This window comes from Kitasatospora sp. NPDC058162 (assembly GCF_042884005.1).
Classification (GTDB): Bacteria; Actinomycetota; Actinomycetes; order Streptomycetales; family Streptomycetaceae; genus Kitasatospora.
Window position 1 is genome coordinate 151,302 of the sequence record NZ_JBHVUS010000014.1, and the last position, 19,808, is coordinate 171,109.

General features: G+C 73.1%; 28 protein-coding genes. 16 read left to right on the top strand and 12 right to left on the bottom strand.

Features of this window, described 5'->3' with window-relative positions; all coding sequences use genetic code 11:
• Window positions 1–86 precede the first annotated feature (86 nt).
• Window positions 87–716: a hypothetical protein gene (locus tag ACFVXG_RS25030; protein WP_387930637.1), complete on the bottom strand. Its 630-nt coding sequence runs from the start codon at window positions 714–716 to the stop codon at window positions 87–89.
• A 150-nt stretch (window positions 717–866) separates the two neighbouring features.
• Between ACFVXG_RS25030 and ACFVXG_RS25035 the strand changes: the two genes are divergently transcribed.
• Window positions 867–1,952: a hypothetical protein gene (locus ACFVXG_RS25035; protein ID WP_387930638.1), complete on the top strand. Its 1,086-nt coding sequence runs from the start codon at window positions 867–869 to the stop codon at window positions 1,950–1,952.
• Between the two features lie 36 nt (window positions 1,953–1,988).
• Here the strand turns inward: ACFVXG_RS25035 and ACFVXG_RS25040 are convergent, their stop codons facing one another.
• From ACFVXG_RS25040 to ACFVXG_RS25065, 6 genes are all read right to left on the bottom strand, one after another.
• On the bottom strand, window positions 1,989–2,633 hold the full coding sequence (locus ACFVXG_RS25040) for a DUF1707 domain-containing protein (protein WP_387930639.1): 645 nt from the start codon (window positions 2,631–2,633) through the stop codon (window positions 1,989–1,991).
• 124 nt (window positions 2,634–2,757) lie between these two features.
• Window positions 2,758–2,979, bottom strand: a complete 222-nt coding sequence (locus tag ACFVXG_RS25045) for a hypothetical protein (protein ID WP_387930640.1) — start codon at window positions 2,977–2,979, stop codon at window positions 2,758–2,760.
• Between the two features lie 98 nt (window positions 2,980–3,077).
• Window positions 3,078–3,590, bottom strand: a complete 513-nt coding sequence (locus ACFVXG_RS25050) for a hypothetical protein (protein WP_387930641.1) — start codon at window positions 3,588–3,590, stop codon at window positions 3,078–3,080.
• Window positions 3,591–3,678: 88 nt separating this feature from the next.
• On the bottom strand, window positions 3,679–4,674 hold the full coding sequence (locus ACFVXG_RS25055; RefSeq protein ID WP_387930642.1) for a pentalenene synthase: 996 nt from the start codon (window positions 4,672–4,674) through the stop codon (window positions 3,679–3,681).
• 210 nt (window positions 4,675–4,884) lie between these two features.
• The gene (locus ACFVXG_RS25060; protein ID WP_387930643.1) at window positions 4,885–5,103 is read right to left on the bottom strand and encodes a hypothetical protein; all 219 of its coding nucleotides are present in this window, start codon (window positions 5,101–5,103) and stop codon (window positions 4,885–4,887) included.
• Window positions 5,104–5,233: 130 nt separating this feature from the next.
• A complete protein-coding gene (locus ACFVXG_RS25065; protein WP_387930644.1) occupies window positions 5,234–5,698 on the bottom strand; it encodes a MarR family transcriptional regulator in 465 nt (154 codons plus the stop codon).
• A 117-nt stretch (window positions 5,699–5,815) separates the two neighbouring features.
• Here ACFVXG_RS25065 and ACFVXG_RS25070 point away from each other — a divergent pair, with 117 nt between their 5' ends.
• From ACFVXG_RS25070 to ACFVXG_RS25085, 4 genes are all read left to right on the top strand, one after another.
• Entirely contained in the window at window positions 5,816–6,268 is a 453-nt protein-coding gene (locus tag ACFVXG_RS25070) for a hypothetical protein (protein ID WP_387930645.1), read from the top strand.
• A gap of 69 nt (window positions 6,269–6,337) precedes the next feature.
• Window positions 6,338–6,727 carry a nuclear transport factor 2 family protein gene (locus ACFVXG_RS25075; RefSeq protein ID WP_387930646.1) on the top strand — a complete coding sequence of 130 codons (390 nt, stop codon included), beginning with the start codon at window positions 6,338–6,340 and terminating at the stop codon, window positions 6,725–6,727.
• A gap of 48 nt (window positions 6,728–6,775) precedes the next feature.
• Window positions 6,776–7,084 (top strand): hypothetical protein, encoded by a 309-nt coding sequence (locus ACFVXG_RS25080; RefSeq protein WP_387930647.1) that lies wholly within the window; start codon window positions 6,776–6,778, stop codon window positions 7,082–7,084.
• Between the two features lie 47 nt (window positions 7,085–7,131).
• On the top strand, window positions 7,132–7,668 hold the full coding sequence (locus tag ACFVXG_RS25085; protein ID WP_387930648.1) for a GNAT family N-acetyltransferase: 537 nt from the start codon (window positions 7,132–7,134) through the stop codon (window positions 7,666–7,668).
• Between the two features lie 57 nt (window positions 7,669–7,725).
• Here ACFVXG_RS25085 and ACFVXG_RS25090 read toward each other — a convergent pair whose 3' ends face one another.
• Together ACFVXG_RS25090 and ACFVXG_RS25095 are read right to left on the bottom strand one after the other, a co-directional pair.
• A complete protein-coding gene (locus ACFVXG_RS25090; protein ID WP_387930649.1) occupies window positions 7,726–8,250 on the bottom strand; it encodes a hypothetical protein in 525 nt (174 codons plus the stop codon).
• Window positions 8,251–8,312: 62 nt separating this feature from the next.
• Window positions 8,313–9,164, bottom strand: coding sequence for a LysR family transcriptional regulator (locus ACFVXG_RS25095; RefSeq protein WP_387930650.1), 852 nt, complete (start codon window positions 9,162–9,164; stop codon window positions 8,313–8,315).
• Window positions 9,165–9,245: 81 nt separating this feature from the next.
• On the opposite strand from ACFVXG_RS25095, the gene ACFVXG_RS25100 reads away from it, so the two are divergent.
• From ACFVXG_RS25100 to ACFVXG_RS25140, 9 genes are all read left to right on the top strand, one after another.
• Window positions 9,246–9,752: a cupin domain-containing protein gene (locus ACFVXG_RS25100; RefSeq protein WP_387930651.1), complete on the top strand. Its 507-nt coding sequence runs from the start codon at window positions 9,246–9,248 to the stop codon at window positions 9,750–9,752.
• A gap of 47 nt (window positions 9,753–9,799) precedes the next feature.
• On the top strand, window positions 9,800–10,159 hold the full coding sequence (locus ACFVXG_RS25105) for a DoxX family protein (RefSeq protein WP_387930652.1): 360 nt from the start codon (window positions 9,800–9,802) through the stop codon (window positions 10,157–10,159).
• A 125-nt stretch (window positions 10,160–10,284) separates the two neighbouring features.
• On the top strand, window positions 10,285–11,541 hold the full coding sequence (locus ACFVXG_RS25110) for a cytochrome P450 (protein ID WP_387930653.1): 1,257 nt from the start codon (window positions 10,285–10,287) through the stop codon (window positions 11,539–11,541).
• 103 nt (window positions 11,542–11,644) lie between these two features.
• The gene (locus tag ACFVXG_RS25115) at window positions 11,645–11,983 is read left to right on the top strand and encodes a DUF6193 family natural product biosynthesis protein (RefSeq protein WP_387930654.1); all 339 of its coding nucleotides are present in this window, start codon (window positions 11,645–11,647) and stop codon (window positions 11,981–11,983) included.
• 10 nt (window positions 11,984–11,993) lie between these two features.
• A complete protein-coding gene (locus tag ACFVXG_RS25120) occupies window positions 11,994–12,671 on the top strand; it encodes an HAD family hydrolase (protein WP_387930655.1) in 678 nt (225 codons plus the stop codon).
• Between the two features lie 198 nt (window positions 12,672–12,869).
• Window positions 12,870–13,238 carry a hypothetical protein gene (locus tag ACFVXG_RS25125; protein ID WP_387930656.1) on the top strand — a complete coding sequence of 123 codons (369 nt, stop codon included), beginning with the start codon at window positions 12,870–12,872 and terminating at the stop codon, window positions 13,236–13,238.
• Between the two features lie 242 nt (window positions 13,239–13,480).
• Window positions 13,481–14,578 (top strand): sugar ABC transporter substrate-binding protein, encoded by a 1,098-nt coding sequence (locus ACFVXG_RS25130; protein WP_387930687.1) that lies wholly within the window; start codon window positions 13,481–13,483, stop codon window positions 14,576–14,578.
• A 25-nt stretch (window positions 14,579–14,603) separates the two neighbouring features.
• Window positions 14,604–15,398, top strand: coding sequence for an ATP-binding cassette domain-containing protein (locus tag ACFVXG_RS25135; protein WP_387930657.1), 795 nt, complete (start codon window positions 14,604–14,606; stop codon window positions 15,396–15,398).
• Entirely contained in the window at window positions 15,395–16,690 is a 1,296-nt protein-coding gene (locus tag ACFVXG_RS25140; RefSeq protein ID WP_387930658.1) for a sugar ABC transporter permease, read from the top strand. Before ACFVXG_RS25135 ends, ACFVXG_RS25140 begins: the two co-directional genes overlap by 4 nt.
• A gap of 45 nt (window positions 16,691–16,735) precedes the next feature.
• On the opposite strand, the gene ACFVXG_RS25145 is transcribed toward ACFVXG_RS25140, so the two are convergent.
• Together ACFVXG_RS25145 and ACFVXG_RS25150 are read right to left on the bottom strand one after the other, a co-directional pair.
• The gene (locus ACFVXG_RS25145) at window positions 16,736–17,296 is read right to left on the bottom strand and encodes a hypothetical protein (RefSeq protein WP_387930659.1); all 561 of its coding nucleotides are present in this window, start codon (window positions 17,294–17,296) and stop codon (window positions 16,736–16,738) included.
• 13 nt (window positions 17,297–17,309) lie between these two features.
• Window positions 17,310–17,732, bottom strand: a complete 423-nt coding sequence (locus tag ACFVXG_RS25150; protein ID WP_387930660.1) for an ATP-binding protein — start codon at window positions 17,730–17,732, stop codon at window positions 17,310–17,312.
• 172 nt (window positions 17,733–17,904) lie between these two features.
• On the opposite strand from ACFVXG_RS25150, the gene ACFVXG_RS25155 reads away from it, so the two are divergent.
• Together ACFVXG_RS25155 and ACFVXG_RS25160 are read left to right on the top strand one after the other, a co-directional pair.
• A complete protein-coding gene (locus ACFVXG_RS25155) occupies window positions 17,905–18,735 on the top strand; it encodes a Scr1 family TA system antitoxin-like transcriptional regulator (RefSeq protein ID WP_387930661.1) in 831 nt (276 codons plus the stop codon).
• Window positions 18,725–18,928 carry a DUF397 domain-containing protein gene (locus tag ACFVXG_RS25160; protein WP_387930688.1) on the top strand — a complete coding sequence of 68 codons (204 nt, stop codon included), beginning with the start codon at window positions 18,725–18,727 and terminating at the stop codon, window positions 18,926–18,928. Before ACFVXG_RS25155 ends, ACFVXG_RS25160 begins: the two co-directional genes overlap by 11 nt.
• Before the next feature lie 91 nt (window positions 18,929–19,019).
• On the opposite strand, the gene ACFVXG_RS25165 is transcribed toward ACFVXG_RS25160, so the two are convergent.
• Window positions 19,020–19,646, bottom strand: coding sequence for a hypothetical protein (locus ACFVXG_RS25165; protein ID WP_387930662.1), 627 nt, complete (start codon window positions 19,644–19,646; stop codon window positions 19,020–19,022).
• Window positions 19,647–19,808 lie beyond the last annotated feature (162 nt).

A 19,808-nucleotide genomic window follows, 5' to 3' on the forward strand; every position in this document is an offset into this window, starting at 1 on the left:
CGCGCCCGGTCGGGACCTAACCGGGCGGGGCCCTAAAGGGGACGGTCGTGGGATGTCGGCCCGGCCGACTCCCCACTCCGGCGTTTTCAGGTGTGCCGATGGCGGACCCGGGGCGCCGTCAGGCGGGCGACGCTCTGCCGGGCGGCCTCCCGGTGGTCGGGGCGGGGTGCGGGCACGCGGGGGCCGGCCAGGTCGCGGGAGGTGAGCGACCCGGCGCCGACGGCGCTCCAGTCGGGGCGGTGGACGACGGCGACGTGCCCCTCCCGGTGGGCCGCGGCGTCCTCCCAGTCGTCGAGCGGCGCCATCAGGACGCGCAGGTCCTGGTGGTTCAGCCACTCCAGGGCGAGGACCTGGCGTCCGAATCCGAAGTCCGGCCCGATGAGCGAGCGGACCTCCCTGGTCTCCAGGTGCAGGAGCAGCAGCTCGCCCTCGAAGTGGTAGCCGCCGTCGTAGTCCCCGGTCCCGACGGCCAGCAGCGGGTGGTGCGGGTGGAAGGCCATCGCGTGCACGGGGAACTGCGAGGTGAGCAGCAGGCGGCGCCGGGGGCCGCCGGTGACGTCGAGGACGCCGACCGTCTTCGCCTCGTCGTACTCGTGCGCGCCGGCGACGGCGAGCAGGGCGCGCCGCCGGTCCGTGACGGCCAGGTGGGGGTCGCCGATCGCGGCGAAGGGGTCGTCGTCGGAGCCGTCGCGGCCGGTGGGTGCTGCCTGGGTCATACCGACGATCTTCGCAGCCGGCGCCGGACGGTGCCGCACCCCGTCCGAACTGCCCGTACGGGCACGCAGGGCTGCCCCCACGGCCCTTCCGCGCCGCCGCCCTGCCGGATGACCATGGAAGGCCAGCAGAAATTCCGGGGGGACGCACCCATGCGCACACACGACGGCGAGCGGCAGCACGCCCGCCGGGACACGGCCGTCGACCGGGACGCCCGCGCCGGCCGGGCTCCCGCCCACCGGCTGCTCGCCCTGCAGGCCGGTGTGGGCAACGCCGCCGTCGGGCAGATGCTGCAGCGCTCCTCCGGGCGGCCGGTCGTGCAGCGCGCCGCCACCGACGACCTGCCCGACGCCGAAGCACCGTCACCGGCGGTGCCCGACCTCCCCGCCGCCCTGGTCCAGCAGTTGCAGGAGGCGAAGGAGGCGACCGGGCCGGGCGCGAAGGCCACGCGCCAGAAGGCGCTGGACGCGCTGCTGCGGTACGTCCTGGACCACCTGCCGGTCACGCCCGACCATCCCGAGCTGCCGCAGGCCCTGGCCGACAAGAACCTCGTCCTGGGCTACAAGCACTCCCGGCAGGCGGCGGGCGATCCCATGGCCCTGACCAGTACCGGCACTTCGGGCGACAAGGTCACCATGTCGCTGTACCGGAACCTGTTCGACGACTACGGCCCCGCCGTGGTCTACAGCACGCTGCGCCACGAGCTGATCCACGCCGCCCAGGCCATGCTGATGCCCGACGAGGACGCCGCCGACGGCGCCGACCCCCACGTCTACATGGACGCGCTCAGCGACATCGGCCACGAGACCCTCCACACGCTCCAGCAGCCGATGCGGGAGATCGAGACCCATGTGTGGGAGCTGGAGCACGCGGGCCGCACCGGGATCGACGGCGGCTACCTGAAGGAGACCGTCGACTACCTGGTGACCTACACCCAGGAGCTGGTCGACAGCATCGGCCAGGACACCACCACCGACCGGCACATCGAGTACTGGGAGGCGTACCTGGACAACTCGGTGGCCGCACTCGGCCGGGCCGCCGCCGCCCCCGCCGTCACCGGGCACGCCGACACGGCGCTCGCCGGGCGCCTCACCGCCGCGCAGCAGGGGCTGCGCGGCGCCATCGACGCCAAGAAGCAGGCGGCTTCGGCGCAGGCGGCTTCGGCGGGCGGGAAGCGGGCGGGCGGCCCGGGCCGGGGCAACACCGGCCCGCACAAGCGGGAGAAGGCCGAGGACTGAGCGCGCGGGCGGGTCAGTGCCCGGCGTGCGGGCGGGTCAGCCGCCCGCGGGCAAGGCGGCGCGCCCGCGGCCCAGCCGCCCCCGGCGGGAGTGGCGCACGGCGACGCGGCCGAAGCTCTTCTTCCCGATCAGTTCGATCCGCAGCCTGACCGGGGTGCCCGGGTCCGGGTCCTGGTGGCCTTTCACCTTTGAGAACTCCAGGGTGAGGCCGTAGGGGTCGACCACGATGCCCGGGCCGACGATCAGGGTCAGGTTGCCGCCCTGCATGTCGACGTCGATCTGCAGGGTGTCGTGGGTGATCACGGCCTGGGTGAAGTCCAGCTTCACGTGGCACCACTCGGCGGCGATCTCCAGGCGGCGCGGCAGCACCCAACCGCCCACCCGCTCGGTCCTGGTGAACTTCTGCTCGATCCGCAGGACGTCCCGGCCCTCCGCCACCACCCCGGTGACCGAGACCGACACCGGCGGCAGGTCCGCGGTCAGCCCGGCCAGCTCGGCGACGGTGCGGGCCGACAGCGCGGCCTCCACCCGCTCGTCCAGCTCCTCGGCGGTCAGCCGGCCGTCGCCCGCGGCCACGCCCAGTGCGGCGACCACGCGGTCCCGGTCCGCGTGCGAGGCCCGCAGGGCGGGCTGGGCGCCCTGCGGGACGCTCTGCGGGACGGGTGAGATCTCTCCAGGCATGGTTCCGGTCCCCGTCCTGAACTCGGTGAAGGTCCTCGCGCCGGAGTCGGCGGCGCGCGGACGGCAACTTACGCTATATCGCGATAGGGTATATCGCGTTGTGCCCTCCTCACCAGGCCGGGGCTCAGGATCCCCTGCCGGGGGATCGTCCGCCGGGGCGGCGGCGCTTGCGCCGGGCGCGGTAGAGGTCGATCACGGCGAGGCCGAGCACGCCGAGGGCCATCAGGCCGAGGTAGAGCCACTTGCCCCAGGAGCGCGTCACGGCCAGCAGCACCACGACGAGGCTTCCGGAGGCGAAGAGCAGGAAGCCCAGGCGGGTGGCCGCCGGGGTCCGTTCGCGTGCCATGTCCGCTCCCGCGTCCGCTCCCGTGAAGGTGTCAACACCCTTGTCCTGTAAAGGTTTTGTCCACTGCGGCGGGGGTTGAAGCGGGCGGCGGGGCTCGCTCAGGAGGCGGTGTCCTTGCGGAAGCGCTTGGCCAGGGCCGGGTCCGACTCCCACCACAGGCCGTTGCCGCCGTGCTCCTCCTCCGGGAGCCCCGCCGATTCGGCGGTCCGGTCGGCCGGGAGGTAGGAGTCGCCCACGGCCCGCACCCGGAACCGCAGGCCCGGGACGGCCCAGAAGACCGCGGCCATCGCCAGTGCGACCGCGCTGACGTAGTACCAGGGGATCTGGGCGGCGCGGGCCAGGGGCAGTGCCGCGAAGGCGAAGCGCAGTCCGCTGCCCCGGGCCGTGACCAGGAACTCCCGGTCCTCGCCGACCTCCACGGCCACCGTGTTGGAGCGGGTGCGGTCCCAGGCGGCGAGCCGGACGGTGTGGACCCCGGCCGGCACCGGGAAGCGCGCGAGGGCGCCCTGTCTGACGCTGCCGACCCGCACCCCGTCGATCTCCACGCCGAAACTGCCCCTCCACAGGGCGAGGAACGGCCTCTCGGCGTGCACGACGACGGTACCGGTCATCAACAGTCCCCCAGGGGTCGGTGATCATCGCTGGTGATCATCATGCGAAGCGCGCCCATGATAGGGGCCGCCCGCGGCCCGCGGCACCTCAGCGCGGGCGCCGTACGTCCGCGTAGCACGGGGCCGTGCGACCCCAGTCGTGGTAGCCGCGGATCCAGGCGGCGTGCGCGTCCGCGTAGCGGGCCAGCTCGGGCGTCGCGCCGCCCAGGTCCTTCTCCAACTGCGGCAGCCCGGCACGCAGTTGGAGGAAGGTCTCGACGGAGCGGCGGACCGTGTCGCCGACCTGGCGCAGGGCCTCGGGCCGGGCGAGGCCGTGGTGGCGCATCAGGCTCAGGACGAGGTTGGGGCGGCCGGCGGCCTCGTCCCGCTCCAGGGAGTGGACCTCGTTCATGGCGATGACGGCGTCGCAGGCGGCGATCCTCATCCCCTCCAGGTGGCTGGAGCACCAGGCCGGCAGCGGGACTTCGAAGTGCCCGGCCCGCTCGGCCAGGGCCAGCAGCGGGCGCAGGCCGATCGTTCTGCGGCGGGCGCGCAGGTGGGCGGCCGGGTCGGGCAGCGGGGCGTACGCCCGGTCGGCGATCCTGGTGGGCCAGCCGGCCAGGTAGTCGGTCCAGTCGTGGACGGTGCGGCGGCGCCACTCCTGGGACATGCCGTGGCTCATCCGCTGCCAGCAGTGCGCGAAGGCGGCGACGGCGGGTGCGGTCTTCGCGGCCGGCCGGGTTCCGTAGCGCAGGTGGTCCACCAGGTCCTGGCAGAGGGCGACCGCGTCGTCCATGCGGGTGCCGCGGGTGCCGAGGCGGCCAATGCGGCGGTCGCCGGTGTCGAGGCGGTCGTCGAAGCGGTCGTCGAGGAGGGAGAGCCAGCCGAGCAGGTCGAGGCAGAGGTCGAGGTCGTCGCCGGCGGCGTCCGGGAAGCCGTACGCGGCGCTGTCGGCCACCCGGGAGGACTCGTAGCGGCGCAGCGCCTCCTCGCCGTGGAGCAGGCCCGACTCCCGTACCCAGGCCAGGTGGTGGCGGCGGGCCCGGGGCAGGTCGGGGCTGACCCGGCTCTCGAGGGGCACCGTGAACTCGACGTCCTGGGGCATACGCCTTCCGCACTCCCGACCGGTTCGGGGCCTGACGGCCCGTACGAGGACCGCCGGTGCCCCCGTGGACGGTCCGGGCCCAGAGTGGTGGACCCGGCGGCGCCTGCGGAAGAGCGCACGGGGGAGCACCCCCGGCGCACGCGGCGGCGTCCACCGCCGGGTGCGCCGGCCTGCCGGGTCCACCGGCCCGCCGGTGCGCGGGCCGGGGTGCTACTTGCCGGCGGGGGTGACGTCGCCCCAGGAGGTGTCGGCCGGAGCGGCCCAGCCCCAGGAGGTGTTGGCGGGGGTGACGTCACCCCACGAGGTGTTCGCGGGGGCGGCCGCGTTCGCGGGGGCGACGCCGCCCCACGACGTGTCGGCGAAGGCCGGGCCGCTGCCGAGGGCGAGCAGGGCGGCAGCGGCCGTGCCGACGACGATGCGCTTGAGCATGTGGATCCTCCGATGTTCGTTGGGTCGGGTCCGACGGTAGATCAAGACGAGTTCACTTGTTCGATCATTCTCGGAATTCGGGCTCCACCGAAGGGTGCGCCGGGTCCCGGGCGCGGACCGGGCACCGGGGTCAGTCGGGGAGGTCGCCGTCGCCGCCCATGTTGGCGGTGATGCGGCGCAGCACGTTGATCGTGGTGACGAAGTCGGCCTCGTCGACGCCCTCGTGGGCGCGCAGGTGCACCCGGTGGTTGCGCTCGCGGGCGCGCAGGCGGGCGGCCTCGCCCTCCCCGCTGAGCGACATGCCGCCGGTGGCGGCGTCCTCGAGCAGCCAGCCGCGGGCGGCGAGGTCGTCGAAGACGTGGGCGAAGTCGGTGCCGAGGTCGTCGTAGCGGGCCAGCCGCTGCACCAGGGTGGTGCGGTTCCACCGGCCGGGGGCGCCGGCGGCGTGGTTGAGCGTCCACCAGTGCGGCTGGGTGAGGCCCTCCACCGCGAGCTGCTCGCGCAGTGCGCCCACCACCCGGCGGAACACCTCGGCGCTCCACGCGCCGATGGGCTGGGCGGCCAGGACGTCGTGCGGGTACTCCTTGAGCGCCATGCCGGCGTGCCCCTTTCCGTTCGGTCGTCAGGATGCGGTCAACGTAGGATCTCAGGTCCCCTTGAGGTCAAGCGCGTTCGTAGGGGCCCGGCGGGCGCGGGGTGGCACAGTGGGGCGATGGACCTCCCCACCGGTATCGGCCCCGGCGTCGACGCGCTGCTGCGGCGCTTCCCCCTCGGTGCCCGGATCCGCGGCCGCGTCCGGGCCCACCCGGCCCCGGGCATCGGCGTGTTCGTCGACCTCGCCCCGGAGGGCCCCGCCCCGCGCGCCCGGGGCTTCGTCGACGCCGAGCACCTGCGCGGCCGCGACCGGTGGCCCCCGGCCGGCACGGTCACGGACTTCGAGGTCCTGCGGCACGACGTGCGGCGCGCCGCCGGAACGCTGCAGATCAGGCTCTGGCCGCTGGACAGCGCCCTGCGCCACCCGCGCGCCGCACCACACCGCCGCCGGGCCGCCGCCGCTGGGGCACACCGGGTGTTACCTGGTCACCGCGCTGCTGGACACCACCCACCGGGTCCTGCTGGCGCCGCTGACCGGCCCTGCCGCGGGCTGCGGGGCTCCCAAACCTGAACCACCTGTATGAGTGATGGTCATTTCATGTACGGGGCAACTGCCCTGGGGCGCTTGTACGTTCCGGGCATGGACTTCACCGCAATCGCCAACAGCTTCGTGCAGCACTACTACAACACCTTCGACAGCGGCATCGCCGCCCGCAACAACCTTACGAGCCTCTACCGGCCCGAGTCGATGCTCACCTGGGAGAGCACCCAGGTCATGGGGCAGTCGGACATCCTGGCGGCCATGACCAAGCCCGAACTCGCCACGGTCAAGCACGCCGTCACCAGCAGCGACGCCCAGCCCGCCCCGGGCGGCGGGGTGCTGGTGGCCGTGACCGGCAGCCTCGCCGTGGACAACGCCTACGACAAGCCGATGCAGTTCGCCGAGACCTTCAACCTGCAGCCGATCCCGGGCCAGGCGGGCGGCTTCTTCGTCTACAACCAGATCATGCGCCTAATCTTCGGCCAGTAGGGCCCGAAGTCGATTGCCAGGGACCCGCCGGTGGGCGACCATCGCCGGATGGACGCGGACGAAGGCCGGAAGCTGGTGCGGGTGGTACAGACGTGCTCCGCCTGCCCCTCGCAGTGGGACGCGTGGACGGCGGACGGCCAGTACCTGTACCTGCGCTACCGGCACGGCGAGGGCAGCGTCGAGTGGCATCCGGGCCCCGAGGCCGACGCCGACACCCCGGAGTCCTGGAACGAAGGCCGCTCGGGGCTCCTGGTCGAGTGGGACGACGGCACCGAGAGCGGTGACATCAGCCTCGCGGACTTCCTCACGGCGGCGGGCCTGGCCCTGGCGCCCGGCGCCTCGGTGAGTTCCGGGTAGCGGCCGGGCCCCGGGCGTTGTCGGACCCTCGCGCTAGCGTGCGCGCCATGACGAACCACACCGACACCGACGCCGCCGACGCCCCCGGGGGCCTGATGCTTGCGCCGTGGTGCGGGGAGCGGGGGCTGGAGGTGCTGCGCCGGCAGAACACGGCCGAGCTGACCGAGCACCTGGGCGGGGTGGAGAGTGCCGAGCAGGTGCGGCGGCGGCACGAGCGCTACCTGGCGATGACGGACGGGAGCGCCGGGCGGATGTTCCTGCTGCTGCTCGACGGGGAGGTGGCCGGGTCGGTGGGGTACTGGCGGCACGCCTGGGAGGGGCGGGACGTGTACGAGACCGGGTACGCGGTGCTGCCGGAGTTCCAGGGCCGGGGGCTGGCGGTGCGGGCGCTGCTGCTGTGCGCGCGGCGAGCGGCGGACGAGGGCGTGCTGGAGTGGCTGCACGCGTTCCCGTCGGTGCGGCACGAGGCCTCCAACGCGGTGTGCCGCCGGGCGGGGTTCGAGCTGGTCGGCGAGGTGGCCTTCGAGTACCCGCCGGGCCACCACATCCGCTCCAACAACTGGCGCCTGGCGCTGGCGGGTTGACGCCCGCCGACGCCGCCGTGGACGTCTTCCTGCGTACCTAAGCCGCCTGACGGCCCGTCACTCCCCGAGGCCCGGGCCGGGCGCGGCGGGCGCCGGGGCGGGGCCCTCGCAGAGCGCGGCGGACAGGACGACGGGCAGCTCCTTGTCCTCCTGCCCCACGCTCAGCCCCAGCCAGCGACCGCCGCCGGGCAGCGGCCACACGTTCAGGGTGACGGCCTTCCAGGAGAGCAGGGTGACGGGTTCGGGGGCTTCGTACCCGGAGCCCTCCCCGTCGCAGTCCGCCCGCAGGTAGGAGAACAGGTCGACGGTGTACGGGCTGCCCCAGCGGGCCGTGAACACCCCGGCCAGGGCGTCGAGTCGGGCCTCGGCCAGCTCGTACTCCCGTTCGCGGGCCTCGCCGTCATCGTCGTCCTCGTCGTCCCAGAACTCGCGGCTGACGTACAGCTCCTCGATCAGCCAGCCGGGGCCGCCCCACCCGGTGGCGTGGTCGGTGTCCCGGGGCGGGAAGGGCCGCGGGTCGGCGAGGAGTTCGTCGACGCGGGCGAGGTACGCGGAGGTGGTCACGGTCTCGGTCTCGGTCACGGCCCCAAGGCTAGGCGCCGGCACCGACACCGACACCGGCCCGGTTCGCGGGAAGGAGCTGCTCAGCGGCGGTAGGAGGCCGTCGCGGCCCTGACGAAGGAGCGGATCAACGGGTTGGTGTCGCCCTCCTTCCACACCGCCACCACTCGGCTCGGCGGCATGTCGGCCAGCGGCACCACGGCCAGCTCCGGGGGCAGGTCGTGTCCGAGCGGGGTCAGGCCGACCGTGCCGTTCCACAGCACGGTCTGCAGGCACTCCTGGACGGCGCGCACCACCGGTCCCTCGCGCGGCCTGCCGCCGTTCCAGTACGACTGCCAGAGCGGGTCGGTGCCCTGCGGGAACTGGAACCAGCGGCGGTCGTCCAGGTCGTCCAGGCGCAGCGCGGCGCGGCGGGCCAGCGGGTCGTCGGCGCGCAGGACCACGCCGACCGGGTCGCTGCGCAGGGCCCGCACGGTCAGGGCGGTCTCGTCGAAGGGTGCCCGGGTCAGGGCGATGTCGACGAGTCCGGCGCGCAGTCCGCAGGTCGGGTCGGTCAGGTCGGTGTCGCGGATGCGGATGTCGATGCCGGGGTGGCTGCGGCGGTAGGCGGCGGCGAGCCGGCCCACGGCCGGGTCGGTGCTGTCGCCCAGGATGCCGACGGTGAGGGTCGCGGCGCCGGCGGCCGCGCTCACCAGTGCTCGGGCGCGGTCGGCCCGCTCGAGCAGGGTCCGTGCCTCGTCGAGCAGGACCGAGCCCGCCGGGGTGAGCGTGACGCCCGTGGGCGAGCGGGTGAGCAGCGCCGCCCCGAGGTCGGTTTCCAGCTGCTTGACGGCCCGGCTCAGCGGGGGCTGGCTCATGTGCAGTCGGGTGGCGGCCCGGCCGAAGTGGAGTTCCTCGGCGACCGCCACGAAGTAGCGCAGGGTGCGTAGCTCCACGCTGCAACGATACCGGCCGGGTATCGGCGGCACGGGACGGGTCTTGGACGTGGGCGGGCGGGTGGCGGTGCACTGGTGGGCATGACCGAAGAAGCGAAGACCAGCACCTCGGAGACCGTTCCCGCCGTGTCGGTGGTGGGTCCCGGTGAGGGCGAGACGATCGTTCTGGGCACCACGCGGATGCGCGTCCTGGAGGACGGCAGCCGCACCGGGCACCGCCTCGCGATCGCCGAGTCCGTGCTCGCCCCGCACACCCAGGGGCCGCCGCAGCACCGTCACGGCCTGCACGACGAGGGCTTCTACGTCCTGTCCGGCACCGTGCGGTTCACGGTCGGGGAGCAGGACCACGACGCGGCCGCGGGCACGCTCGTGCTGGTTCCGCCCGGCGTCCCGCACACCTTCGCCAACGTGAGCGACGAGCCCGCCGTCATGCTCAGCACCTTCACCCCCGACCTGTACGTGCAGTACTTCCGGGACCTCCAGGAGGTGCTGGCCGGCGGGCGGCCGCTGACGCCGCAGGCCAACATCGACGCGATGAGCCGCTACGCGACCGAGCCCGCCACCAACCCCTCCACCGACCTCTCCTGAGGCAGTCGACGGGCCCCCGTGCACCGGTGGCCCTTGAACGGGAAACCATGAACATCGCCTACTGGATCGTCGCGGGCCCGCTCGCGCTCTTCTACTCCTACGCGGGCACCCTGAAGGCGGTCCGCAGCCGCGACCGGCTGCGGCCGATGATGGCCTGGGTCGACCGCCTGCCGCTGCCCGCCCTCAGGGCGCTGGGGGCCATCGAGGTGCTCGGCGCGGCCGGCCTGGTCCTGCCGCCGCTGACCGGCCTCGCCGTCGTACTGGCGACGGCCGCGGCCGTCGGCTTCGTCCTCCTCCAGGCCGGCGCGATCGCCGTGCACCTGACGGGCGGTGACCGGCGGATCGCGCTCAACGCCGGGCTCACCGTCGCCGCGGCCGTGACCGTCTGGCTGTCCACGGGGCTGTGACCGAGGGCCGCGACAGCGTCGGCGCAGCGGGACGGGCCGGGCGGTCTCGACGGGGACCGGCGGGCGGGCCATCCTCGTGGCGGAAGGACGCCGCACGACCCTCGATCCCGCGTGAAGGAGCCTTCGTGGACGACCAGTTGAACCGACCGGCCGGGTGCCCGGTGGAGCACCGCCTCGTCCTGGACCCGACCGGCCGGGCCCGCGACGCCGAGAGCGAGGAGCTGTTCGCGCGCGGGCCGGCCACCCCGGTGGACATCCTGGGCGTGCCGGCCTGGGCCGTCGCCGACCCGGCCCTGCTGGAGGAACTGCTCAAGGACCCCCGGGTGTCCAAGGACGGGCAGCGGCACTGGCCGGACTTCGAGCGGCTGGTGCCGAACTGGCCGCTGGCCCTGTGGGTGAGCGCGCGCAACATGTTCACCGCGCACGGCGCCGACCACCGCCGGCTGCGCCGCCTGGCCGGCGCCGCGTTCAGCACCCGCCAGGTCGCCGAAATGGCCGAGGGGATCGAGGAGTTGACCGGCGGGCTGCTGGACGCCATCGCCCGCACCCCGCCGGGCACGGCGGTGGACCTGCGCGAGCGCCTGGCCCACCCGCTCCCGATCCAGGTGATCGCCCGGCTGCTCGGCCTGCCCGACGCGCTGCGCGAGCGCTTCCGCCGCACCGTCGACCGGGTCTTCTCCACCACCCTCACCCCGGAGGAGTCCGCGGCCAACGCCGCCGTCTTCTACGGCATGCTCGACGAGCTGATCGCCGCCAAGCGCGAACAGCCGGGCGAGGACCTGACCTCGGCCCTGATCGCCGTGCGCGACACCGAGGGCGACGGCGGCGCGCTCACCGAGGAGGAGCTGCGCGACACCCTGCTGCTGATCGTCTCGGCCGGCTACGAGACCACCGTCAACCTCATCGACAACGCGATCACCCTGCTGCTCACCCACCCCGAACAGCTGGACCTGGTGCGCGCGGGCAAGGCCGGCTGGGAGGACGTCGTCGAGGAGGCGCTGCGCCGCGAGGCGCCGGTGGCGCACCTGCCGCTGCGCTACGCGGTCGAGGACATCGCGCTGCCCGGCGGGGTGACGATCCGCCGGGGCGAGGCGATCCTGGCCTCCTACGCGGCCGCCGGGCGCCACCCCGCGCGCTACGGGGCGGACGGCGCCGTCTTCGACGTGACCCGGCCGGTGAAGGACCACCTGGCCTTCGGGCACGGCCCGCACTTCTGCCTCGGCGCGCCGCTGGCCCGCCTGGAGGCGCGCACCGCGCTGCGGGCGCTGTTCGAGCGCTTCCCGCGGCTGGCGCTGCTGCCGGGGGCGGAGCTGGAGCCGGTGGACTCGCTGATCTCCAACGGGCACCGGTCGCTGCCGGTGCTGCTCACCCAGGACTGCTGAGCGCGGCGGCGGACGGGGGCCGGCCGCGGCGGTCGGCCCCTCCACCGCCGTTCGGCTTCACCGCCGTTCGGCGACGGTGCGGCCGAAGCCGGCGACGAAGGCGGTGATCATCCCCACCGCCTGGCGCCTCCTGCTGGACGGCACCGGCGCCCGCCAGGGCGACCCCCTGGTCGTCGAGGCCGCGTACGCCGAACCCCGGCTGCGCGACTTCTACCCGTTCCCCACCCACGGGACCCTGCGCCTGCTGCACGAGGCGCCGCCCCGCTTCGGGGCCGACGACATCCCGTTCATCGTCTGCTTCGGCCCGCCCTACCAGGTCTACGCGCCGGGCTACGAGAGCCTCCTGGCCGAGACCGCCACCGCACAGGAGGCCGTCGCCGCCCTGCTCACCCACCTGCCGCCGTACCGAACGGCCCATCCCCCGACGATCACCGTGCCCTAAGGTGACGGCCATGCCCATACCCATCGAACTGGTGATCTTCGACTGCGACGGCGTGCTGCTGGACAGCGAGCGCCTGGCGGTGAAGATCGACGCGCAGGTGTGCGCCGCGGTCGGCTGGCCGCTGTCCGAGACGGAGATCGTCGAGCGCTTCGTCGGCCGCAGCCACGCCTACATGACCGCCGAGCTCGAGGCGCACGCGAGCGTGCCGCTGGAGCCCGGCTGGGAGCGGGCCTTCCAGCACCTGTACGACGAGGCGTTCGCCGCCGAACTCGCCCCCGTGGACGGGGTGGTGGAGGCGCTGGCGCAGCTGGCGCGGGCCGGGGCGCGCGACTGCGTGGCCTCCTCCAGCAGCCACAGCCGGCTGCGCCGGACCCTGGGGCAGACCGGGCTGCTGGCGCGCTTCGAGGGGCGGGTCTTCAGCGCCGAGGACGTCGCGAACGGCAAGCCCGCCCCCGACCTGTTCCTGCACGCCGCCGCCGTGACGGGCGTCGAGCCGGCCGCCTGCCTGGTGGTGGAGGACAGCAAGCACGGGGTGGCCGCGGCCCGGGCGGCCGGGATGCGCTCGCTGGGCTTCCACGGCGGCCTGACCCCCGCCCACTGGCTGGCCGGCCCTGGCACCCGCACCTTCGACGACATGCGCGAGCTGCCCGCCCTGGTCGCCGCGGCGACCGCGCTTCCGCTGCCCTGAAAGCTGCCGCTGCCGCTGCCCTGAAGCCGCCCTGACGGGCCGGAGGCGCGCGGGCGCGTACCACCTCCCGGCGCCCGCGGCGCGGCGGCGCGCCCCTGTCGGATGTCAGGGACCGCCGCCGCCCGGGCGTTCCTAGGCTGGCGAGCACTGGCCCCCACCCGGGACGTGGGGGCCGCTCCACCAGCGAGGGAGTACCCCATGCGAAGGATCACCCGTGCCCTGGCCGCCGTCGGCGTCGCGGCCGCCGCGCTGACCACCGTGGGCACCGGCAGTGCCGGCGCCGCCGTCACCGGCGACTGGGCGGGCTGCCCGTCCGGCGCCGTGTGCGTCTACCCGCAGGACCAGAACCCCGCCTCCTCCCCCAGTGCCGTGTACTGGAGCTACGGCGCCCACAACCTGAGCGGCCAGTACGGCAACCACTGGGTGCTCAACAACCAGACCGGCGGCGCCCACGCCCACCTGTGCAAGAGCTCCGGCGGCGGGAACTGCGTGTACGACATCCCGGCCCAGAACGGCGTCTACTACGACCTGGGCCCGATCAACTCCATCACCCTCGACCGCCCCTGACGGTCACTCAGCCGCGGGGCGCCCGCCGTCTCGGGGGAACGGCGGGCGCCCCGCGCCATTACCTCGCCGACGGCCGCGACCGGAAACTGACAGGCCGTCAAAACCGTTAGCGTTCACGAAGATAACGAATAGCAGGCGACTTCTCCGAGTCTGGTTTTACTTATTGACGTCATGTACGCGGTCAGGATTGACTCCCCCCACCCGCGCCGCTTCACCGCGGCGCCTCCAGGGAGAGGCCAATGATGAACGCCCTACTGCGTCGCGCCCTCGTCTCGACCGCCGGCCTCGCGCTGGTCCTTTCCATGACCGCCGCCTGCGGCAAGGCCGGCGGCGACAAGAAGGACTCCGCCGCCTCCGGCGACACCACCTCCATAGGCCTGCTGCTGCCCGAGAACGCCTCCTCCGTGCGCTACGAGTCCTTCGACCGCCCGTTCATCGAGGCCAAGGTCAAGGCCCTGTGCGCGCAGTGCAAGGTGCTCTACAACAACGCCGAGGGCAGCGCCGCCAAGCAGAAGCAGCAGTTCGACACCCTCCTCACCCAGGGCGTCAAGGTGATCATCCTGGACGCCTTCAACGCCAAGTCCACCCAGGGCTGGGTGCAGGAGGCCGCCGCCAAGGGCGTCAAGGTCCTCGCCTACGACCGCCTGGCCACCGGCCCGGTCTCCGCCTACGTCTCCTTCGACAACGAGAAGGTCGGCGAGCTCCAGGGCCAGGCCCTGCTGGACGCGCTCGGCCCGCAGGCCCCGGACGCGAACATCGTCATGATCAACGGGGACGAGGCCGACCCCAACGCCGCCCAGTTCAAGAGCGGCGCGCACAAGGTCCTCGACGGCAGGATCAAGAAGGTCGTCTACGAGCAGTCCGGGCAGTGGGACCCCACCGTCGCCGGGCAGAAGATCTCCGCCGCCGTCACCGAGCTCGGCAAGAACGGCTTCCAGGCCGTCTACTCCGCCAACGACGGCATGGCCGGCGCCATCATCACCCAGCTCAAGGGCTCCGGCATCAAGGTCCCGGTCGGCGGCCAGGACGCCGGCCTGGACGCGGTCCAGCGCGTCGTGGGCGGCGACCAGGCCTTCACCATCTACAAGGCCTACAAGCCGCTCGCCGACAACGCCGCCGAGCTGGCCGTCGACCTCCTCCAGGGCAAGGACGTCAAGTCCGTGGCCTCCAGCACGGTCGACAGCGACACCGACAAGAGCATCCCCGCCAAGCTCCTGGACGCCAAGGTCGTCACCAAGGCGAACATCAAGGACACCGTGATCGCCGACGGCCTCTACAAGGCCTCCGACATCTGCACCGCCGACTACGCCGCCGCCTGCGCCGCCGCCAGCCTCAAGTAGCCCGTCAAGTAACCCTACGATCAAGGTGGTTCACGTGACAGGCGCGCCCGTGCTCCAGCTGCGCTCGGTCTCCAAGCGCTTCGGCGCCGTCCAGGCCCTCACCGACGTCGACCTCGCCGTCCACCCGGGTGAGGTCCTCGCCCTCGTCGGCGACAACGGCGCCGGCAAGTCCACCCTCGTCAAGACCATCGCCGGCGTCCACCCCGTGGACGAGGGCACCATCACCTGGCACGGCCAGCCCGTACGCCTGGCCCGCCCCCAGGACGCCGCCGCGCTCGGCATCGCCACCGTCTACCAGGACCTCGCCCTGTGCGACAACCTCGACGTCATCGCCAACCTCTTCCTCGGCCGGGAGAGGCGCCGCCGCGCCCTGCTCGACGAGGTCGCCATGGAGCAGCGCGCCCGCGAGCTGCTGGACACCCTCGCCATCCGCATCCCCGACGTGCGCGCCCCCGTCGCCGCCCTGTCCGGCGGCCAGCGCCAGGTGGTGGCCATCGCCCGCGCGCTGGTCGGCGAGCCGTCCGTGGTGCTGCTGGACGAGCCCACCGCGGCGCTCGGCGTCGAGCAGACCGCGCAGGTCCTGGACCTGGTGGAGCGGCTGCGAGAGCGCGGCCTCGCCGTGATCCTGATCAGCCACAACATGGCCGACGTACGGGCGGTGGCCGACACCGTCGCCGTGCTGCGCCTGGGCCGCAACAACGGCCTGTTCCCCGTCGCCGGCACCAGCCAGGAACAGATCGTCGCCGCCATCACCGGCGCCGACGACAACGCCCACGCCCGCCGCCGGGCCCGGCGCGCCGAGGAGGAGGACGCCGCATGACCGCCCCCGCCCCCGATCCCAGCGCGGCCGATCCCCGCGCCGCCGACCCCCGCACGACCGATCCCCGCGCCGTCGACCCCCGCCTGCACGTGCCCGCCGCGACCTGGGCCGGACGGGCCGAGGCCGCCCGGCGCCGGCTGGCCTCCGGCGAACTGGGCGCGCTGCCCGTGGTCGTCGGACTCGTCGTCATCGCGATCGTCTTCCAGTCCGTCACCCACCACTTCCTCCAGGCCGACAACCTCACCAACATCACCCGCTTCATCGCCGGCCCCGGTCTGATCGCGGTGGGCGTCGTCTTCGTGCTCGTCCTCGGCGAGATCGACCTCTCGCTGGGCTCGGTGGCCGGCGCAACCTCGGCGATCGCCGCCGTGCTGGCGGTGCGCCAGGGCTGGCCGGAGTGGCTGGCCATCGTGGCCGCGCTCGGCGCGGCCTGCGTGATGGGGGTGCTGCACGGGCTGCTGTTCGCCCGCGTCGGCGTGCCCGCCTTCGTCGTCACCCTGGCCGGCATGCTCGCCTGGAGCGGGCTGCAGGAATGGGTCCTGGGCGACGGCGGCACCGTCAACAACCGCCACGACGGCATCATCGCGAGCCTGGACTCCACCTTCCTCGGCGACGGCGACATCGCCTACGCCTGGGGCCTGGCCGTCCTCGCCCCCGCCCTCCACCTCCTCGCCCAACTGCGCACCGCCCGCCGCCGGTCCGCCGCCGGCCTGGCCGCCCGCCCGCTCGCCGACACCGCGCTGCGCACCGGGGCGCTGGCGGTGCCGGGCCTGGCCGCCGCGTACGCCCTCAACCAGGACCGCGGGCTGCCGCTGTCCCTGGTCGTCCTGCTCGGCGCGGTCGTCGCCACCGACTTCACCCTGCGCCGAACCCGCTACGGGCGGCAGGTGTTCGCGGTGGGCGGCAGCGTCGAGGCCGCCCGGCGCGCCGGCGTCAACGTCGCCCGGGTCCGGGTGTCGGTGTTCCTGCTCTCCGCACTGCTGGCGGGCCTGGGCGGCCTGTTCTACGCCTCCCAACAGGGCTCCGCCGACAAGCAGTTGGGCAGCGGCAACGTCCTGATGATGGCCATCGCCGCGGCCGTCATCGGCGGCACCAGCCTCTTCGGCGGGCGCGGCAACGCCTGGTCGGCGCTGCTGGGCATCCTGGTCATCCAGTCCATCACCACCGGGCTGGACATGGTCCACGCCGCCCAAGCCATCCAGTACATGATCACCGGTGCGGTGCTGCTGGCGGCCGTCGTCCTGGACTCCGTCACCCGCCGCACCCGCGCCGCCGGGGCCGGGCGCCGGTAGCGTCCGCGCTGAGCACAGGAAGTCGGCGGGGTCGACTTCCTGTGCTCAGCGCGGGTGGGCGGCTTGGGTGCGGCAGTGGGTGAGGGCGGGTTTGATGCGGGGGTCGGGGGCGGGTTCGGCGGCGAGGAGTTCGCCCGCCTCGACCAGGGTGGACCAGTACGTGGCCGGATCGCCGGTGGCGGGGAGGGGGTGGGCGGCGGCGAGGGAGAGGTAGGCGGCGGTGAGGTTGCCGGTGGTGAACCAGCGGGCCAGGCCGTGCTGGTGGCCGGCGCGGATGCCGCCCATCGCGTCGACCGCGGTGAGGAAGAGGTCGACGATCGCGAGTTCGGCGGCGGTGAGGGACTTCGGGATGTCGAAGACGCCCAGGGCTTCGAGGAGTTCGCCGGTGTCGGCCTCGGCACCCGGGCGGGGGTCGGCGAGCAGGGCGTCGTAGCAGTCGTTGAGACGGATGGTGGCCTCGGCGAGGGGGATGGAGAGGGCGAGGCAGACCGCGCGGGCCGAGGGCAGGGGCTCGCCGGAGCGGCGGGCGAGGATGGCGTAGGTCTCGGCGGGGGTGTGGCCCCGGTCGAGGGTGTGCCGGGCGAAGGCGGGGAGCGGAGGCAGCATCGGGGGTGCGCTTTCAGACGAGGGTGAAGGTGGGGGCGACGAGGGCCCAGACGAACTTGCCGATGCCACCGGCCCGGGGGCAGCAACCCCAGCGCTCGGCCAGCTCGTTGACGAGGAACAGCCCGCGCCCGTACTCCTCGTCCGGCGCGGCGGTGCGGACGGAGGGCCGCCCGGCCCCGGCATCGTGCACCTCGATGCGGAGGCGGCCGTTGGTGACGGCGAACCGGATCTCGATCAGCCGGTCGTCGGGAGCGCCGGAGTGCTGGACGGCGTTCGCGAAGAGCTCCCCCAGGAGGAGTTCAGCAACGTCGCGGTAGCGCTCGCCGAAGGGACAGCCGGCGAGGTAGGCCCGGAGCAAGTGCCGGGCGATGGGCGTGGATTCGGTCCGCGAGTCGAGGCTGGCGGCGAACGCGCGGGGGCGGCGGGGAACGGGCATGAGTGTGCACCTCAGGGGGGCGGAGTGGGGGAGCGCGAAAGGAGCGCATATTTGTGCTGCACGCACAGCACCGCTCCGATGCGTGGTGACTCGACTACTCAGGGGCCCACTGTGACCTAGCATTAGCCGTGCCTTCAACCTTTCGGACCAGAAGGGAAAGTCACCAGCGATCATGAACCGCAAGGAACTTGACCCCGACTCCTCGCCCACCGCGAAGTTCGGCGTGCTACTCCGCGAGGCCAGAGAGGCGAGAGGCTGGACACAGGAACACCTGGGAGGGCTCATCGGCTACTCCGCCGTCCACATCTCTGCCGTGGAAACTGGGCGGAAGCCTCCAACCAGTCGGTTTGTGAAGAGACTTGACGGAGCCTTCGAGACGGACAGGTTCGAGCGCGAGTGGCGCCAGTCCGGACAGAGGATTCTGTTCGAGGGTTTCGATCAGTACGCGGCCAAGGAGCGGGAGTCTGTGGCCATTCGGATCTTCGAACTGGACATGGTGCCTGGCATACTCCAGCACCCGGACTACAGCACTGCGTACGAGATGGCGCCGGTTCTACGCGGTGAGGCCACGCAGGAAGAGGCGGATAGGCGGCTCGACGTTCTAGCCGGACGCCAACGGCTGCTCGACCGTCCTGCGACGGTCCACGCGATTCTCGACGAGTCGGTTCTGCGGCGCCGAATCGGCGGGCCTGAGGTCATGGCCCGCCAGCTCCAACATCTGGAGGAACTGGCAGCCCGGCCCCGCTTCATCCTGCAAATCGCCCCTTACACGCTTGGCGAGTCCCGCCCGTTCTCACATTCCGTCACGTTGTTGACCCTGCCAACTCGCACAATGGTCGGGTACACCGAAACGCTGGGTCGGAGCGTCCTGGAGCGAGACTCCGAAGTCGTGGCCAGATGGGCTGGCCAGTACGATCGCCTTCAGGTCGACGCCCTCACGCGGCCGGACAGCGTGGCCATGATCCGGGAGGCACGGAAGGACTATGAACGGCATGCACGGTGACCACCCGGCTGACGCCGCGTGGCGGAAGAGTTCCTACAGCAACGGGCAAGGCGGGTGTGTCGAGGTCGATGACTCACGCCCCGGAACAGTGCGCGACTCGAAGGACCCCCAGGGGCCGGCGCTGGTCTTCCCGGCCGAGGCCTGGGTATCGTTCGTCGCCGCCGTCCGCTCCGGCAGGTTCGGCGACGTCTGAACCGAGGTGTTGGCTGTTCGGCCCCGAAGCCCCGCCGCCCCGGTGATCCGGGGCGGCGGGGCTTCGGCGTTGAGAGCCGTGACCTCGACGATCAGGGCGCGGTCCTCGTTCCGCTCCGGGTACTGCCCGGCTCGCGCCATGCGCGGACGAGATCGTGGAAGTGCGGGAAACGGGCGCCCGGAACGGTCTCGCCGTCGACCGGCCCGCCGTTGAGCCAGCAGAGGTCGAAGACCTCGGTCTCGGTGTCGAGCAGGCAGCACACTCCCCCGGCGGCGGCGGTGAGGTCGGTGAACACCTTCCTGACGCTCGCGGACTGCGCGAACATCCGGCTCATGCCCGAGGTGGCCGCCGTGAACTGCAGCGACGCGAAGTCCGGGTGCCACGCGGGCGAGAACCTGACAGTCAGGTAGACGTACCCGACCGACACCCGGCCCTGATCGTCGATCCTGTCGACGTCGTCGAGGTAGAACTCGCGCACCGCGTCGTCGGCGGCGATGACGACCGAGGTGTCCAGTTCGAGCGTGCCGCCTGCCGAACAGTCGACCGGTTCGCTCTTGAACCGCGAGGTGAACGGCAGCATCAACCGCTCCCCGCCCGGCAGGGTCACCGCGAGCGGCGGCGTTTCCCGGCCCCGGGGAGCGAGCTCGGCCAGCCGGGTCAGCGCCCTCACGACGTTCTCTGGGGACATGAAGATCTCATAGCTGTAGTCCAGTCCCATACCGCCCCGCCTCCCCCGTTACGAACCGGCATCCTTGCACGGAACGGACCGACCCCCGCGCATGCCCCGGGGCCATGGGGGGGGGGGGGGTACGTGAAACCGGGGGGCGAAACCGGCGGGCCAGGGGTTGCACAGGGTGTGGGAGCCCGGGGGGGTTGCGGG

Bases quoted from the DNA above. Each gene is read 5' to 3' on its own strand.
- ACFVXG_RS25030 (WP_387930637.1), bottom strand. From the start codon at position 716: ATGACCCAGGCAGCACCCACCGGCCGCGACGGCTCCGACGACGACCCC.
- ACFVXG_RS25035 (WP_387930638.1), top strand. From the start codon at position 867: ATGCGCACACACGACGGCGAGCGGCAGCACGCCCGCCGGGACACGGCC.
- ACFVXG_RS25040 (WP_387930639.1), bottom strand. From the start codon at position 2,633: ATGCCTGGAGAGATCTCACCCGTCCCGCAGAGCGTCCCGCAGGGCGCC.
- ACFVXG_RS25045 (WP_387930640.1), bottom strand. From the start codon at position 2,979: ATGGCACGCGAACGGACCCCGGCGGCCACCCGCCTGGGCTTCCTGCTC.
- ACFVXG_RS25050 (WP_387930641.1), bottom strand. From the start codon at position 3,590: ATGACCGGTACCGTCGTCGTGCACGCCGAGAGGCCGTTCCTCGCCCTG.
- ACFVXG_RS25055 (WP_387930642.1), bottom strand. From the start codon at position 4,674: ATGCCCCAGGACGTCGAGTTCACGGTGCCCCTCGAGAGCCGGGTCAGC.
- ACFVXG_RS25060 (WP_387930643.1), bottom strand. From the start codon at position 5,103: ATGCTCAAGCGCATCGTCGTCGGCACGGCCGCTGCCGCCCTGCTCGCC.
- ACFVXG_RS25065 (WP_387930644.1), bottom strand. From the start codon at position 5,698: ATGGCGCTCAAGGAGTACCCGCACGACGTCCTGGCCGCCCAGCCCATC.
- ACFVXG_RS25070 (WP_387930645.1), top strand. From the start codon at position 5,816: ATGGACCTCCCCACCGGTATCGGCCCCGGCGTCGACGCGCTGCTGCGG.
- ACFVXG_RS25075 (WP_387930646.1), top strand. From the start codon at position 6,338: ATGGACTTCACCGCAATCGCCAACAGCTTCGTGCAGCACTACTACAAC.
- ACFVXG_RS25080 (WP_387930647.1), top strand. From the start codon at position 6,776: ATGGACGCGGACGAAGGCCGGAAGCTGGTGCGGGTGGTACAGACGTGC.
- ACFVXG_RS25085 (WP_387930648.1), top strand. From the start codon at position 7,132: ATGACGAACCACACCGACACCGACGCCGCCGACGCCCCCGGGGGCCTG.
- ACFVXG_RS25100 (WP_387930651.1), top strand. From the start codon at position 9,246: ATGACCGAAGAAGCGAAGACCAGCACCTCGGAGACCGTTCCCGCCGTG.
- ACFVXG_RS25105 (WP_387930652.1), top strand. From the start codon at position 9,800: ATGAACATCGCCTACTGGATCGTCGCGGGCCCGCTCGCGCTCTTCTAC.
- ACFVXG_RS25120 (WP_387930655.1), top strand. From the start codon at position 11,994: ATGCCCATACCCATCGAACTGGTGATCTTCGACTGCGACGGCGTGCTG.
- ACFVXG_RS25125 (WP_387930656.1), top strand. From the start codon at position 12,870: ATGCGAAGGATCACCCGTGCCCTGGCCGCCGTCGGCGTCGCGGCCGCC.
- ACFVXG_RS25130 (WP_387930687.1), top strand. From the start codon at position 13,481: ATGAACGCCCTACTGCGTCGCGCCCTCGTCTCGACCGCCGGCCTCGCG.
- ACFVXG_RS25140 (WP_387930658.1), top strand. From the start codon at position 15,395: ATGACCGCCCCCGCCCCCGATCCCAGCGCGGCCGATCCCCGCGCCGCC.
- ACFVXG_RS25145 (WP_387930659.1), bottom strand. From the start codon at position 17,296: ATGCTGCCTCCGCTCCCCGCCTTCGCCCGGCACACCCTCGACCGGGGC.
- ACFVXG_RS25150 (WP_387930660.1), bottom strand. From the start codon at position 17,732: ATGCCCGTTCCCCGCCGCCCCCGCGCGTTCGCCGCCAGCCTCGACTCG.
- ACFVXG_RS25155 (WP_387930661.1), top strand. From the start codon at position 17,905: ATGAACCGCAAGGAACTTGACCCCGACTCCTCGCCCACCGCGAAGTTC.
- ACFVXG_RS25160 (WP_387930688.1), top strand. From the start codon at position 18,725: ATGCACGGTGACCACCCGGCTGACGCCGCGTGGCGGAAGAGTTCCTAC.
- ACFVXG_RS25165 (WP_387930662.1), bottom strand. From the start codon at position 19,646: ATGGGACTGGACTACAGCTATGAGATCTTCATGTCCCCAGAGAACGTC.